The sequence below is a fragment of the Acetobacter conturbans genome, assembly GCF_011516755.1.
In the GTDB taxonomy this organism is placed as follows: domain Bacteria; phylum Pseudomonadota; class Alphaproteobacteria; order Acetobacterales; family Acetobacteraceae; genus Acetobacter; species Acetobacter conturbans.
In genome coordinates this window covers 1-13,623 of record NZ_WOSY01000017.1, presented here as the reverse complement: position 1 = coordinate 13,623, position 13,623 = coordinate 1, and the positions used below count along the sequence as shown (strand labels likewise).

General features: G+C 59.8%; 12 protein-coding genes. 4 read left to right on the top strand and 8 right to left on the bottom strand.

Annotated features, from left to right (window positions below):
- Positions 1-10: 10 nt before the first annotated feature.
- The 6 genes from GOB81_RS13975 to GOB81_RS13950 all read right to left on the bottom strand — a co-directional run bounded on the left by GOB81_RS13975 (position 11) and on the right by GOB81_RS13950 (position 7,225).
- Positions 11-856 carry a nuclease-related domain-containing protein gene (locus tag GOB81_RS13975; protein ID WP_173571046.1) on the bottom strand — a complete coding sequence of 282 codons (846 nt, stop codon included), beginning with the start codon at positions 854-856 and terminating at the stop codon, positions 11-13.
- Positions 857-1,328: 472 nt separating this feature from the next.
- Positions 1,329-2,846, bottom strand: coding sequence for a replicative DNA helicase (locus GOB81_RS13970; protein WP_173571045.1), 1,518 nt, complete (start codon positions 2,844-2,846; stop codon positions 1,329-1,331).
- A 500-nt stretch (positions 2,847-3,346) separates the two neighbouring features.
- Positions 3,347-4,774, bottom strand: coding sequence for an FAD-binding oxidoreductase (locus tag GOB81_RS13965; protein WP_173571044.1), 1,428 nt, complete (start codon positions 4,772-4,774; stop codon positions 3,347-3,349).
- Between the two features lie 27 nt (positions 4,775-4,801).
- Complete coding sequence (locus GOB81_RS13960) at positions 4,802-5,341, bottom strand: hypothetical protein (RefSeq protein ID WP_173571043.1); 540 nt, start codon at positions 5,339-5,341, stop codon at positions 4,802-4,804.
- Positions 5,338-6,345 carry an L-threonylcarbamoyladenylate synthase gene (locus GOB81_RS13955; RefSeq protein ID WP_173571042.1) on the bottom strand — a complete coding sequence of 336 codons (1,008 nt, stop codon included), beginning with the start codon at positions 6,343-6,345 and terminating at the stop codon, positions 5,338-5,340. The genes GOB81_RS13960 and GOB81_RS13955 overlap by 4 nt, the downstream gene beginning before the upstream one ends.
- 88 nt (positions 6,346-6,433) lie before the next feature.
- Complete coding sequence (locus tag GOB81_RS13950) at positions 6,434-7,225, bottom strand: 3'(2'),5'-bisphosphate nucleotidase CysQ family protein (protein WP_173571041.1); 792 nt, start codon at positions 7,223-7,225, stop codon at positions 6,434-6,436.
- 282 nt (positions 7,226-7,507) lie between these two features.
- Here GOB81_RS13950 and GOB81_RS13945 point away from each other — a divergent pair, with 282 nt between their 5' ends.
- From GOB81_RS13945 to GOB81_RS13935, 3 genes are all read left to right on the top strand, one after another.
- Positions 7,508-8,974 (top strand): leucyl aminopeptidase, encoded by a 1,467-nt coding sequence (locus tag GOB81_RS13945; protein WP_173571040.1) that lies wholly within the window; start codon positions 7,508-7,510, stop codon positions 8,972-8,974.
- Positions 8,975-8,982: 8 nt separating this feature from the next.
- Complete coding sequence (locus tag GOB81_RS13940) at positions 8,983-9,429, top strand: DNA polymerase III subunit chi (RefSeq protein ID WP_173571039.1); 447 nt, start codon at positions 8,983-8,985, stop codon at positions 9,427-9,429.
- Positions 9,430-9,659: 230 nt separating this feature from the next.
- Positions 9,660-10,505: an aldo/keto reductase gene (locus GOB81_RS13935; RefSeq protein WP_242010294.1), complete on the top strand. Its 846-nt coding sequence runs from the start codon at positions 9,660-9,662 to the stop codon at positions 10,503-10,505.
- A 108-nt stretch (positions 10,506-10,613) separates the two neighbouring features.
- Here the strand turns inward: GOB81_RS13935 and GOB81_RS13930 are convergent, their stop codons facing one another.
- Positions 10,614-11,000, bottom strand: a complete 387-nt coding sequence (locus GOB81_RS13930; protein WP_173571038.1) for a YidB family protein — start codon at positions 10,998-11,000, stop codon at positions 10,614-10,616.
- A 166-nt stretch (positions 11,001-11,166) separates the two neighbouring features.
- Positions 11,167-11,805, bottom strand: a complete 639-nt coding sequence (locus tag GOB81_RS13925; RefSeq protein WP_173571074.1) for a TetR/AcrR family transcriptional regulator C-terminal domain-containing protein — start codon at positions 11,803-11,805, stop codon at positions 11,167-11,169.
- A 225-nt stretch (positions 11,806-12,030) separates the two neighbouring features.
- Here GOB81_RS13925 and GOB81_RS13920 point away from each other — a divergent pair, with 225 nt between their 5' ends.
- On the top strand, positions 12,031-13,527 hold the full coding sequence (locus GOB81_RS13920) for an efflux transporter outer membrane subunit (protein ID WP_173571037.1): 1,497 nt from the start codon (positions 12,031-12,033) through the stop codon (positions 13,525-13,527).
- Positions 13,528-13,623 lie beyond the last annotated feature (96 nt).

The window sequence follows — 13,623 nt, the reverse complement described above, 5'->3', positions numbered from 1 at the left end:
ATCTCGATGTTCAGACAGAGCGAGCCTGAAGAGAGGCAAGATGCTCCTGCTCGCGTCCTTTATTGGTTTTCGCCTGTTGTTTCAGCCTGTTCCACGCAGCATCGAGATCTTCATACGGGATGTAGGATGCGTCGTTTGGACGCTGCGACAGTTCGGATTGCAGCCTGCGAAGGCGAATGATCTGTTTATGGATGAAGAAACTTGTCCGGGCATCCCCCGCCAGCACTACGCGGGGAAAGATATTCCCGCCTAGTCCGGAAATATGCTGGACAGCGCAGACATGTCGATAATTCTGCCGGATGGGATTCTGGAACAGGTAATATTTCCCGCTTCCAAATTTTTTGAAACTTTGCTTCCATTGTGACGGGTTCTTCGTTCCTGAAATGAAACCGCCATAGGTCTTTGTCTCAATGACAACAATTCCCCAGTTCATTTTCACCAGATGATCGATCTGGGTGAGACCTTTATCATCCTCCAGATAAACATTGGAGAGATACGGTCGTCCAATGTTTTTCAGGATGCGATTGACCCGTGTCTCCCCTTCCAGACCCTTCGCGCAGGGCCGTTCATCCTCAAAGGCATCGGCAACCGTTGAGACAGCCGCATCTTCGGGAGGTTCGTCATCCCTGAGATCAGGGAGTGGTTCTTCCGCCGACTCAGGGGCCGGACGCGGCGTATAGGAAGTGTAAGAAGGTGAGGGCTGGCGAGGTGGAGGCGCTGATTGTTTTGCTGACGACCCCGTTAACATTTTATAGGCAACGAAACCTATAAAAACGATAAGGCTTAATTCGATAATCTCATTCAAATAGTTATAAATTACATAAATAGAAACCAAAATAGCTATGAAGGCAGGCATAAATCACCAGTAAAAATTCTTTAATTATTGTTTAATACTGGATGTTTCGTAGCAGATCAATCGGATAAAAGAACTGTTTGGAGAGAAGGCTGAACATTGCCTGTCGGGCTGTTGCTATGCTGTCATTGCAGCGTGAGAAGGATCGTTAAACACTTACTCTCTGCTGTAAGAACTCTCAAATGTCGCAGGGATACCCATGACTTGCATGATTGTTCGGCTTTGGTGCTCAGATACGCATGCGAGTGGCTTTGTAGTTAAGGGTTAGGTCTTTCTCAGGGCTTCCCCGGAAACCGACCCGAAGCAGGACCTTTGGCCCCCCTCGTTAATCAACAGCTCACGGGAGTGGTCCTGTGGTCTCTCCCGGATCCGGGCAGACGCGCTGGGCGTCTGCTAATCCGTAACGACAACAGAGCCCGCCCGTCGCTCCCCGTCAGGGACGCTATCGCTCAGCAGAGATTCTTACAGCAGTTCCTTACCGTCCGTAATCCTCATGCGCCGTTTCCAGATCCGCAAAGCGCGTGTACTGGCCTTCGAAGTAAAGCTGCACAGTGCCTGTCGGCCCATGCCGCTGCTTCTCAAGAATCAGCTCCGCCTTGTTGTGGACCAGCTCCATCTTGCGACCCCAGTCTTCCAGCGCAGCCTGATATTTATCCGACGAATCATAGGCCGTTTCTTTCGGCTCACGCTGCTGGAGATAGTATTCGTCACGATAGACGAACATCACGGCGTCGGCGTCCTGCTCGATCGAACCCGATTCACGCAGATCGGACAGCATCGGACGCTTGTCTTCACGGCTTTCCACCTGACGGGAAAGCTGGGACAGCGCAATGACAGGCACTTCCAGTTCCTTGGCAATCGCCTTCAGGCCCTGCGTGATCATCGAGATTTCCAGCACGCGATTGTCTGGTCGCGTGCCGACGGCAGGCCGCATGAGCTGGAGATAATCCACCACCACCAGCTTCAGCCCTTTGGTTCGTTTCAGACGGCGGCAGCGAGTCCGCATGGCGGAAAGCGAAATCGCCGGCGTGTCGTCAATCACTAGCGGAAGCTGCGTCAGTTCACGGCTGACACGTACGAAACGGTCGAATTCCTTCTGGCCGATATCACCCCGTCGAATACGTTCGCCGGATACTTCGGCCTGCTCGGACAGAATACGTGTAGCAAGCTGCTCGGACGACATTTCGAGCGAGAAGATCGCCACCGCCCCTTCCGGCTGCACGCCTTCGCCCTGCTCGCGCGCTGCATTCATTAGGGCACGGGCGGCGGAGAAGGCGATCTTGGTGGCCAGAGCCGTCTTGCCCATGGCTGGGCGTCCCGCAAGAATCAGCAGATCGGACGGATGCAGTCCACCGGTTTTCTTGTCGAAATCACGCAGACCGGAGGTCAGACCCGAAACATCGCCTTCATTGCGGAAAGCTTTTTCCGCCGTCTCGATGGCGGAGATCAGCGCCCGGTCGAAGCCGGTGAACCCGCCATCCTGCCCCTTGTCGGTGGCCAGCCTGAAAAGCTGCTCCTCACCCGCCGCAATCTGGTCCAGTCCGTCCAGATCGGTGCTGCCGAAGGCGCTGTTGACGATCGTCTCGCCAATATCGATCAGTTGCCGACGAATCCACGCATCATTGATCGCACGCCCGTAGTCGCCTGCATTGATGATGCCAACCGTCGCCGTCAGCAGTTTGGCGAGGTAGGGAAGACCACCCACCTCGTCCAGAATTCCCGAGTTCTCCAGCGTGGCGCGCAGCGTCACCGGATCGGCCAGCATTCCCGCCTCGACGCGCTTGGCAATCGCGTCATAGATCGCGCCGTTCACCCGGTTGGCGAAATGCGCTCCCGTCAGGAAGTCCGAGACGCGGTCATAAGCCCGGTTATTGGTCAGCAGCGCGCCAAGAAGCGCCTGCTCAGCGTCCACATTGGCAGGAGGCTGACGCAGGGAAACGCCGAGAAGAGCGCCATCGGCGGCGGCTGGGGAGGAGTCGGGGGCATCAATCATGTTCACCCCCACTGTTTATCATCTGACAAGGCAGGCGGGAAGGCGGATGGGTGGTCCCGGATGCCCAGAGAGAAGGCAGGTCAAAGGTTCTTCTGCCCACTGATCAGAGCTTCTAAGAGGCTGTTTCAAAAGCGCCCTGCTGGCGATCTGACGAGAGTTTTCCACACTCCGATGCTCACGGTCCGCGTGGCTGTTTCACTTCAGGGCTCAAAAACCTACACCGGTCGCGCTCAGCAGAAAGCTTTGAAACAGCCTCTAAACATTGCCCAGCGGCCCATAGCGGTGCGCCCTGTCCATGACGCCTCCGATCCCGCAGGCTGAACGCGTTCTTTCCCGCAGTGACCGACGGAGAGAGGCAGAAAAGCACGACAGTCGTTTCTCTGCATCACTGTGCCAGCCCCGCTTATCTGGAGGCATCTCGTGGGTGCTGCTTGTTCTTCCAACCAGCACCCACGAGGCGACAACTCTCTGTCAAACGCAGGAAAGTTCTCAGATGCTTATCAAACTGCCGGGAAAATCTTCCCCGGGTTCATGATGCCTTCCGGGTCTACCGCGCCCTTGATGCGCCGCATCATGTCCAGCTCCGCGCCACCGCGCCAGCCTGGCATCATGTAGCTCTTGAGTTGCCCGACACCATGCTCGGCGGAGAAGGAGCCACCCAGTTCGCGCACAATGTTCGCCACCGTGTCCATCATCTCATGGTCACGGGCGAGGAACGCCTGCCCGTCCATACCGTCCGGCTGCACGAGATTGAAGTGGATGTTGCCGTCGCCAATATGCCCGAACGGGACGACGCGGATACCGGGTATCAGCTTTTCACAAGCCGCAGTGGCCCGTTCGATGAAGCTCGGGATGGCGGAAAGCGGCACGGATACGTCGTTTTTCACGGACGCGCCCGCCCGCTTCTGCGCCTCGGCATGTTCCTCACGCAGCTTCCAGAACGCCAGACGCTGGGCCTCGCTTTCAGCAAGAACAGCATCGCTCAGCAGTCCATCCTCGAACGCCTTGCCGAGCACTTCTTCCATCAGTTCACGCAGGGAATTGCCGCCGCGCGGGCTGGCCAGCTCCACCAGAACATAAGCCGGAGCAGGTTCGGAGAGTGGCAGCGACGCATCCGGGATCAGCGTATTGACGAGGTTCATGCTCAGCCCGGACATGAACTCGAAGGCCTGAATGGCGCTCGGCTCGACATTGCGGAAGGCCGAGAACAGCGCCAGCGCACCTTTCGCATCTTCAACAGCACACAGAGCGGCCTCAATGGATTTCGGCTTCGGCTGTAACTGAAGAATGGCCGTGGTGATCAGACCAAGCGTGCCCTCCGACCCAACGAAAAGCTGGCGCAGCGCATAGCCCGTGTTGTCCTTACGGAGGCGGCGCATCAGGTTCAGAACCTGTCCGTTGGGCAGCACAGCTTCCAGACCCAGCACCAGTTCGCGGGCGTTGCCGTAACGCACCGTGTTGTTACCACCCGCATTAGTTGCCAGCACACCGCCAATCTCCGCCGATCCCTCGGAGGAAATGGACAGCGGCAGCATCAGGCCCGCCCGGGTCGCGGCATCCTGCGCCGCCTTCAACGTCACACCCGCTTCCACCACCATCGTGTTGTCGATCGGGTCGATCTCACGCACCTTGTTCATGCGGCTGGTGACGATAACAAGCGCGTGGCCGGTTTCATCAGGTGTTGCGCCGCCGACCATACTGGTGTTGCCGCCTTGCGGAACCACCGGCACCTTGTGTTCAGCGCAGAGACGGACAGCCTCGGCACATGCTTCCGTGCTGCCCGGACGCGCCACTGCAAAAGCCTTGCCGTGAAACAGGGAACGCCAGTCTGTCAGGTAAGAAGCCATATCACTGGCGTCCGTCAGCAGGCCACCGGGACCGAGGGCCTTTTTCAGGGCGTCGAGCAGCGCGGGAGGAAGACTGGTCATAGGCGTTTGTCCGGATAAGCTTTGGAATTAGTGGAGGTAAACAGCGTTCGGCACGTGATGTGGCGTGGGCATGAGCGAGTGGAACAGTTCGGTTCCCGCGACCCCGGCAATGCAGCCGACGATGAAAGCGATCCCGATCAGACCGAAACGCGGATGGGATGAGGACTGCGCGGCGACGAGCCGGCTCTGTGTCTCCGCCCGGGCCTGCTGGGTGAGGAACAGCTCGGCCTTCAGGGAGGCATTGGACGCCCGCACGCTGCGCAGTTCCATGTCCAGACGGTTCAGGTTTTCCGAGAGATCACGGACCCGCTGGCGTTCGATCTGGATATCGGCGGAAGGAGTTTTGCTCGTCCGGGCACGGGTGCCGGTGGTGGCAGCCCGTTTCGGCGGATTGGGCGCGATGGACGTGAACAGGTTTTTCAGGGCACCGCCGGTGACCTTGTTGCGCAGCGCCCGCGCACGAATGGCGGCCAGCGCGGTCTCCGACTGGCCGGGCTGATCTTCAAGCACAAGCGCCAGAATATCGGAGAGAACCTTCAGTTCCTTGGGGTCGAAAGTGTCGCTCATGCGACGTCACGCTCCTGTAAGGCAGGACGCGGAGCGGCTGCCCTGCCGAGCCGGTCACGAATGGCAAGTCCAAGCCCTTCGCCGGGAACCGGCTGAACGGCGATACGCTGGCAGCCCATGCGGGTTCCTTCGCGGTCGAGATAGCGCAATCCGGCGAACAGACGAGACGCAGCCTCGTCCAGACGCCCGCTTTCGCTAAGGTTCCACATCACCTTCGCGCCAGGAAGCGGCTCGCCGAAAGCGAGAAGCGCCTCGTCCGGCTCTACCGAACGGGCGTCGAGCCGGACCGGCAGACCGGGAGCGTAGTGGGATGTCAGCATCCCCGGAGCGATAATGGGGGCGTCGGCGGGATCTGGCTGTGTGCCGGGAACGGGACGGATGACAGACCCGATCACCGCTTCGATCTCTTCAGCCGTCACACCCCCGGGGCGCAGCAGGCGCGGTGTGTCACCGGAAAGATCGAGAATGGTGCTTTCCACGCCCACCGCACACGGACCGGTATCCAGAATTGCGTCGATGCGTCCATTCAGCCCGTCCATGACATGGTCGGCATCGGATGGACTGACTCCGCCGGAGGGATTGGCGGAGGGGGCGGCCACCGGGCGGTTTACGGCCCGTAGGAGTGCCAGCGCCATGTCCTGCGCCGGAACACGCACGGCGGCAGTCTGCAATCCGGCAGCAGTCAGGTCGCAGATCGCCCCATCCGCACGGCGAGGCAGCACCAGCGTCAGAGGGCCGGGCCAGAACCGATCCGCCAGAAGGCGGGCCTGAGGGGTTTCCACCACATGCCGGAAAGCTGCATCGGCACTGGCGAAATGGCTGATGAGAGGATTGAAGTGCGGGCGGTTCTTGGCTTCGAAAATGCGTGCGACGGCCATCGGGTCCGTAGCATCAGCCCCGAGGCCGTACACCGTCTCCGTTCCGAACGCGACGAGACGACCGGCGCGCAGCAGATCTGCGGCACGGGACAGGCCCTCGGCGTCAGGTAATAGGCGATCGGTCATGCAACACCCCGGTGAGTCAGCCCGCTTATCACGGAACTGCGCCACCCAGCCAGTTTGGATTTGTCGCACTTTATCTCGTGCGACGCTGTCAGTCGCCAAAGTTGCCGGTGCAGACAAAGAAGGGGTTTTTCCAGCCTGATTTGCTGTAACGGAGAGGGCCACTACCATCGAGCAGCGTGATCTGACCGCCCGCAGCCTCGACAATCGCCTGCGGGGCGGCGGTGTCCCACTCCATAGTCGGGCCAAGGCGAGGGTAGAGATCGGCCACGCCTTCCGCCACGCGTACGAATTTCACGGCCGAACCGATATTGCCGAGGGAGGCGATGGGACGTCCATCGAGAAATTTGGCCAGTGCCGGATCGTCCCCGTGATGGCGCGAAGCGAGAACCGCAATGCCGTCTTTCGGAGCCTTGCGCACATGGATCGCATGCTCACCGTCCGCATCGTAACGGATCGCGCCCAGCCCTTCACCACCTGCATAGAACTGGCCGTAGGCGGGGAGCGCCATTGCGCCAAGAACCGCCCGGTCCCCGCGCACCAGACCGATATTCACGGTGAAATCATCGCGTCCCGCCGCGAATTCGCGCGTGCCGTCCAGCGGATCGACGAGCCAGTATTCCGCGCCGCCTTCTATACGGATCCCTGCGGCGACTTCTTCCTCCGCAATGACCGGAATATGCGGCACAGCGCCCCGCAGGCCGGTCAGGATATGGATTTCCGCCGCCTGATCGGCCTCCGTCACCGGCGAGCGATCGGATTTCGTGGTGGTCACGAACCCCTTCGCGCGGATGGCGTTGATGATGTCACTCGCCTCGCGCGCAAGACGCAGGGCAAGGGCAAGGAGTTCGGCGTCGGAGTGCGGAGCAGGATGGATCGTCATGCCTTATCTCTTACTCCACAAGAGTAAAGGCGCAATTGATTATCTGTCGGGACAGCCCCTCCCATCCGCCATGCACGCAGGTTGCCGTTTTCAGGTGGTCACACGAACACAGTGCCCCGGTTGCGCTTCACGCCTGTCAGCACCATTTTTGCGTTCAGGGCTCGGGCATTCGCCCGTTGCCAATCTCTCCCCCCGTCCGCTACTTCTGTAGCCGGACAGCTCGGGGCACGGCAGCGGAAGCGGTTCGCCGTCGCGCCTGTCAGACAAGGAAAAGGCGTCAACGTGACAGAGATCAGCTTCTCCGACCTCGCTCTCCCCGCCGGCGGTGCACTGGCGCTCCCGGAATTCGCCGATGCGGCGCGGTCGGGCTTCTTCACCACCGTTGATAAGGCCACCGGCGGTGCCCTGACCCGTGCGGCAGAAGCGGCGTCCTTTACCTTTAAACGCGGCGCGACCTGTGTGGTGCTCGCCCCGGGCGCCAGTCTGGAGCGAGTTGTTCTCGTGGGACTGGGTGACAAGGCGGACGTGACCGAAACATCGGCCGAGCAGGCTGGTGGCACGGCGGCGCAGGCGCTGGCCATGCACGCGCAGGGCGCGATCTCCACGGCGGCGTTCGACCCGAAACTGGCCGTCCATGCCGGGCTTGGCGCGTCACTCGGCCTTTACCGCTTCGATCGTTATCGCACGACGGAGAAGAAGGACGACAAGCCGAAGCTGGCTTCGCTCGCCATTCTCACGAAGGACGCAGCGGGTGCGAAGGCAGCATGGGCTGGCTGGGAAGCCGTGGCGAAGGGCGTGACCCTGACACGCGATCTTGTCAGCGAACCGGCCAATATCCTGACGCCGGTCGAGTTCGCGAAGCGCACCGAGGAGCTGAAATCACTGGGCCTCGAAGTCGAGGTGTTTGATCTTCCCGCTCTTGAAAAGCTGAAGTTCGGCGCTCTGCTCGGCGTGGCACAGGGGAGCTCCAACGAACCCCGCATGGTCGTGATGCGCTGGAACGGTGCAGGCGATGACTCCGCTCCGCTGGCATTTGTCGGCAAGGGCGTGACGTTCGATTCCGGCGGCATTTCCATCAAGCCTGCCGCTGGCATGGAAGACATGAAGTGGGACATGGCTGGTGCAGGCGTTGTCACCGGTCTGATGGCAGCCCTTGCCGGTCGTAAGGCAAAAGTGAACGCGGTCGGTCTGATCGGCATTGTTGAAAACATGGTGTCCGGCAACGCGCAGCGCCCCGGCGACGTGGTCCGCAGCGCCTCTGGTCAGACCATCGAGGTGCTGAACACGGACGCCGAAGGCCGTCTCGTTCTGGCCGATGTGCTCTGGTATGCCCGCGAGACCTTCGCGCCGCGCTACATGGTCGATCTGGCCACGCTGACCGGTGCGATCATCGTCGGCCTCGGGAATGAGTATGCCGGACTGTTCTCGAACGATGACACACTCTCCGCAAAGCTGACAGAAGCCGGCACTGTGACCCAGGAGAAGCTGTGGCGGATGCCGATGGGCGAGGAATACGACAAGCAGCTCAAGTCCGACATTGCCGACATGAAGAACATCGGTGGTGGCAGGGCAGGCGGTTCCATCACGGCGGCACAGTTCCTCAAGCGCTTTGTGGGTGAAACACCGTGGGCGCATCTCGATATCGCGGGTGTGGCCTGGGCAACAAAGGCGAAGTCTGGCTCTCCGAAAGGGGCTTCGGGCTTCGGCGTGCGTCTGCTTGACCGGTTCGTGCGCCAGTTCGAGGGCTGACGGACCACGTGGCCGAAATCGGCTTCTATCATCTGACACGCACCGGCGCGCACGAAGCGCTGCCGGTGCTGCTCGGCAAGACGCTCGATGCGGGTAAAAGGGCAGTCATTCGCTGCGGTGATCCCAAGGCGGTGGCTGTTCTTGACGAAGCTCTGTGGAAAGTGTCCGAGCCCGTCTGGCTGCCACATGCGGCGACGGGCGGGAAATATCCTGAACGGCAGCCGATCTGGATCACGGCTGCTGACGATGTGCCGAACGGGGCGAGTTTCCTCTTTCTCACCGGTATTGGCGACGCGCTTCCGGTAGAGCCGTTCGAGCGGGTGTTCGATCTGTTCGACGGGCAGGACGAGGCGGCTGTCGCGGCGGCGCGTGTGCGCTGGGTGGCGCTGCGTGATGCCGGGCACACGCTGGCTTACTGGCGACAGGAAGCAAAGGGCTGGACGCGGGCGCGCTGAGAGGCTGCTTCAGGTCGGTCCAGTTCCCGCAGGAAAATATGTGTAAGTAAGCATCCGTGTGACGCCAGCGTGGGTCCGACGCCTGGCAATGGATCGTTTTGCCTTGTCATGCGTTGTTACCGAACAGATGCAACCGGCTGTTTGCCGGCTGCGGTGACATCGGAATTGCATCATGATCGTTCCTGAATGTCGCAGGTCATTTCCACAAAGGAGAGTGCGTCGTGACACGCATGGTGAAGCTCAAGAATGGGATTGACGTTCCGCCTCTCGGCATGGGGACGTGGAACATGGGGGACAACGCCTCGCTGCGCAGCGATGAGGTGACGAGTCTGAGAACAGGGCTGGATCTCGGATTGCGGGTCATTGACACGGCCGAGATGTATGGCAGCGGGCGCTCCGAGAATGTCGTGGGAGAAGCGATCAAGGGACGGCGGGATGAGGTCTTTCTCATCACCAAGGTTCTGCCGTCCAACGCCTCCCGCGATGGCGTCATGAAAAGCTGCAAGACGTCACTGAAACGTCTCGGCACGGATCGTCTCGATCTCTACCTTCTGCACTGGCGCGGCAATGTTCCCCTTGAGGAAACTGTTGAAGCTTTCGAAAGGCTTCTGGAGGAAGGCGTCATCGGAGGCTGGGGCGTGTCGAATTTCGACGTCAACAGCATGAAGGAGCTTGACCGGCTTTCGACAGGCACTTCCTGTGTCGCCAATCAGGTTCTCTACAGTCTGGATCATCGTGGTATTGAATTCGACCTGCTGGGCGAAGACCGCAAGCGCAAGGTGGTGACGATTGCCTACTCACCGCTTGGGCAGGGCGGAGGGATGCTGCACAATCAGACCCTCGCGGATATTGCCGCCGAACATGAAACGAGCCTCGGCCGGGCGACGCCTGCCCAAATCGCCCTGGCATGGGTGTTGCGGCAGCCTTCCCTCATTGCGATTCCGAAAGCGGGTTCCGTGAAACATCTTCATGAGAATTCTGCCGCGCGTGAAATCAGCCTGACGAAAGAGAACCTTGCCGCGCTCGACAGGGCTTTTACCCCGCCTACAAGTTCTGTTCCGCTGGAAGTGATCTGATGGAGAGACTTTTCTCTCCTTTGTCCTCGTGTCCATACAAAAAGGGGCGGAAATATCCGCCCCTTTTTGCCGGTTCCCTGAGGCTGTTGTCTCAGGACAGGCGGTTCATCACATCGCCTTCGGCGTTCTATGTTCGCGCTGTGCATTGCGATACACGATGCCGGGAATGACTTCCGCCAGACCGGAGACAACAGCCGGGTCGGAAAGACCTGTGGCCCTGCCAAACACCTTGATCTGCTCTTCGGGGATCAAAATCCTGACGTCTTCGTCACGCGCCGGCTCTTTCACGATCTTGTCGCGCCAGCTCTGGAGGAGCCCGTCCAGTCCGGCTTCGCGAGCCCGTTGCCGGACCACCGGGATGCCGGGTGATCCGTCTTTCCCCATATATTCGCCCACAGCCGTCGCCAGCCCTGAGTTATCCTTATGAGCACGGGTGAGGAAATCCACAGCGGAATTCATTGCACCGGGAAGGTTGTCGTCCATTCTGTCGGCCATGACAGTCTCCTTTGCAGTCTGGGATGCTGACCCGGATACTGTCCCTTCCACCGAAGCATGCTTTTCATGAAAGCCGATGGTGGAGGGTCATATCCGCTTGTCTGTATGCAATCCCCAACGGGTGGAGGAACGACGGGTTCATGGAAAAAGGGACGTTACGTAAATTTCAGCTCGCACGATAAACGGCAAGGAACATGGCAGCCGTCGCATCGGCGATCTGCTCTATATCGGCTTCCGTCATGGAGACGGGAATACGAAACCGGCGGCGCGTCACGAGCCGTGTCTGGCACAGCGCATAGAACTGTTCGGCTGCAAAAACCGGATCAGGAACATTCAGTTCCCCCTTTTCGGTCCGTTCCGCGAGCCAGCGCGCCAGTGTGTCGATGCACACGGAGGGAGCATGCTCCCAGAAAATCTTTGCGAGATGAGGGAAGTGCTCGGCCTCGGCGATGATGATGCGGTAAAGCATCAGCGCCATGGGAGAGGTGATGAGCGCGATGATCGATCTGGCGAGGCCGCGCAGGGTGTCCTCTGGAGAAAGATCGGCGTTCACCTGCTGGAAGGTCTGCGGGAGTTCCCGTTCGGTCTTCTGCTTCACGAAGGCGGTAAAGAGATCTGCCTTGCTGGCGAAATAATTGTAAAGAGTGCCCTTCGAAACCCCGGCGCGACGGGCGATGACCGACATGCTGGCGCCTTCATAGCCACATTCAGCAAAGACTGCTCCGGCCCCCAGAAGAATCTGTTCCCGTTTGGCGTTTGAGCCTTCGGGGTGGGAGCAGGGAAGGGAGGCGTCCTTGTGGTCCATGGTGTCCTGTTCATTCGGCGCGGCACTGGTGCGATTGACGGCTGAGGGAAAGCCGATAGGCTGCATGCTGACCGAACTGGTCGGTCAGCGTCAAGAATCGTGCCTTAAATCAAAGAGGCCACGGCGCGTGAAGAGCATGATGTCGAAAGGATGCGCTGGTCTGCCTTGCGGACGGATGGAGCGGTCGTGACGGCAGGTAAAAGCGTGCGGGAGTAAGGAAGTCGAATGTTGGTGGGCGCAGCTAAATCAAAGCGGGTCCTGCCCGCCCTTGCTATTTTGTTGTCAGGCTGCGCGGTGGGCCCGAACTATCAGAAGCCGCAAACATGGACCCCTCCTGAATGGAAGGTCGCGCAGGCGGGAAGCAACGGAAGCGTGACGGTGCCGGATGCGCCGGACGTAAACTGGTGGAATGTTTTCCACGATCCTGAGCTGACCTCGCTGGAAAAGCGGGTGGCGACCCAGAACCTCGATGTGCAGCGCGGAACGGCGCAGCTTGCCGAGAGCCGGGCTCAGCTTGTTCTGGCCGGTGCGGAGCGTTTTCCTGCCCTGAGTGCATCAGGCTCCTATGCTCGCGCCCAGTATAGCTCCCAGAGCCTTCGAACAATTATCTCTCATATCGGTCAGAGCACCGGCGGGGGGATAGCGCAGCTTCTGGACGGAAGCAGTAATGCCACCATTCCGTTGCTTGATCGCTGGCGCGATGGTGTGGACGCGACATGGGAGGTGGATCTCTGGGGGCGGGTTCGTCGCCAGTATGAGGCGGCACAGGCTTATCTCAATGAAAGCACCGAGCAGCGCCGTTCACTGCTGATCGCGCGCGAAGCCGATCTGGCGCGCGATTACATGACCCTGCGGGGGACGCAGCAGCAGCTCGATATTCTGAAGCGCAATCGGGACGATGCCCAGCATGTCCTCGACCTGAGTTCATCGCGATACCAGCATGGTCTTGTCAGCGAACTGGATCAGGAAGAGGCCCGCTCCGAACTGGACGCCATTCAGGCGCAGATCCCGCAGATGGAGCAGGAAGCCAAGCTGGAGATCAATGCGGTCAGTCTGTTGATGGGATCCCCCCCCGGCAGTCTGGATGCGGAGCTCTCCGCTCCGACAACAGGGCTCCAGCCCGTTCCGCCGCGTGTGCCCGTGGGGCTTCCGTCTGAACTGGCGGAGCGTCGTCCTGATATCCGGGCGGCAAGCGATGAGCTGCATGCTGCGACGGCGGAGGTGGGGCAGGCGATTGCCGATTTCTATCCCCGCGTTACGATCGACGCGAGCTTCGGGATGCAGTCGTTCTCTTTCCGGGATCTGGGATTTTGGAGCGCCCGGGCGTGGAATGTGGGACCAACCATCACGCTTCCGATTTTTCAGGGTGGGCGTCTTTCAGGTCAGCTTGAACTGAAGAAGGCCAGCCAGAAGGGAGCCGCGATCCAGTATCGCAAGACGGTTCTGTCTGCCTGGAAAGACGTGGATGATGCGCTGACGTCCTTCACGAAGGACGGGCAGCGCAAGGACGAGCTCGAGGCGAAGAAAGTCGCGGATCAGCGCGCCTATGATCTGGCGCTTGAGCGCTATCGGCATGGCCTCGATAGTTTCCTGCGTGTGCTGGATGCGGAGCGGCGGCTTTTTCAGAGCGAACAGAGCCTGACCGCGCAGGTTGAGCAGGAATCGGTGGATGTGGTGCGACTCTATGCTGCTCTGGGCGGCGGTTGGGAATCGGTTTTCTAGGATTTCTGTGTATATTTTTGTCATTGTTTTTGCGTGATTTTTTGTTGGTTTTCCGGGATTTTCTGTTGGTTTTGGGATGGTTTAGTTTTTGGGTTT

What these genes read in the sequence shown, in the direction of transcription:
- GOB81_RS13975 (WP_173571046.1), bottom strand. Translation starts at nt 856, where the DNA reads ATGCCTGCCTTCATAGCTATTTTGGTTTCTATTTATGTAATTTATAAC.
- GOB81_RS13970 (WP_173571045.1), bottom strand. Translation starts at nt 2,846, where the DNA reads ATGATTGATGCCCCCGACTCCTCCCCAGCCGCCGCCGATGGCGCTCTT.
- GOB81_RS13965 (WP_173571044.1), bottom strand. Translation starts at nt 4,774, where the DNA reads ATGACCAGTCTTCCTCCCGCGCTGCTCGACGCCCTGAAAAAGGCCCTC.
- GOB81_RS13960 (WP_173571043.1), bottom strand. Translation starts at nt 5,341, where the DNA reads ATGAGCGACACTTTCGACCCCAAGGAACTGAAGGTTCTCTCCGATATT.
- GOB81_RS13955 (WP_173571042.1), bottom strand. Translation starts at nt 6,345, where the DNA reads ATGACCGATCGCCTATTACCTGACGCCGAGGGCCTGTCCCGTGCCGCA.
- GOB81_RS13950 (WP_173571041.1), bottom strand. Translation starts at nt 7,225, where the DNA reads ATGACGATCCATCCTGCTCCGCACTCCGACGCCGAACTCCTTGCCCTT.
- GOB81_RS13935 (WP_242010294.1), top strand. Translation starts at nt 9,660, where the DNA reads ATGGTGAAGCTCAAGAATGGGATTGACGTTCCGCCTCTCGGCATGGGG.
- GOB81_RS13930 (WP_173571038.1), bottom strand. Translation starts at nt 11,000, where the DNA reads ATGGCCGACAGAATGGACGACAACCTTCCCGGTGCAATGAATTCCGCT.
- GOB81_RS13925 (WP_173571074.1), bottom strand. Translation starts at nt 11,805, where the DNA reads ATGGACCACAAGGACGCCTCCCTTCCCTGCTCCCACCCCGAAGGCTCA.
- GOB81_RS13920 (WP_173571037.1), top strand. Translation starts at nt 12,031, where the DNA reads ATGTTGGTGGGCGCAGCTAAATCAAAGCGGGTCCTGCCCGCCCTTGCT.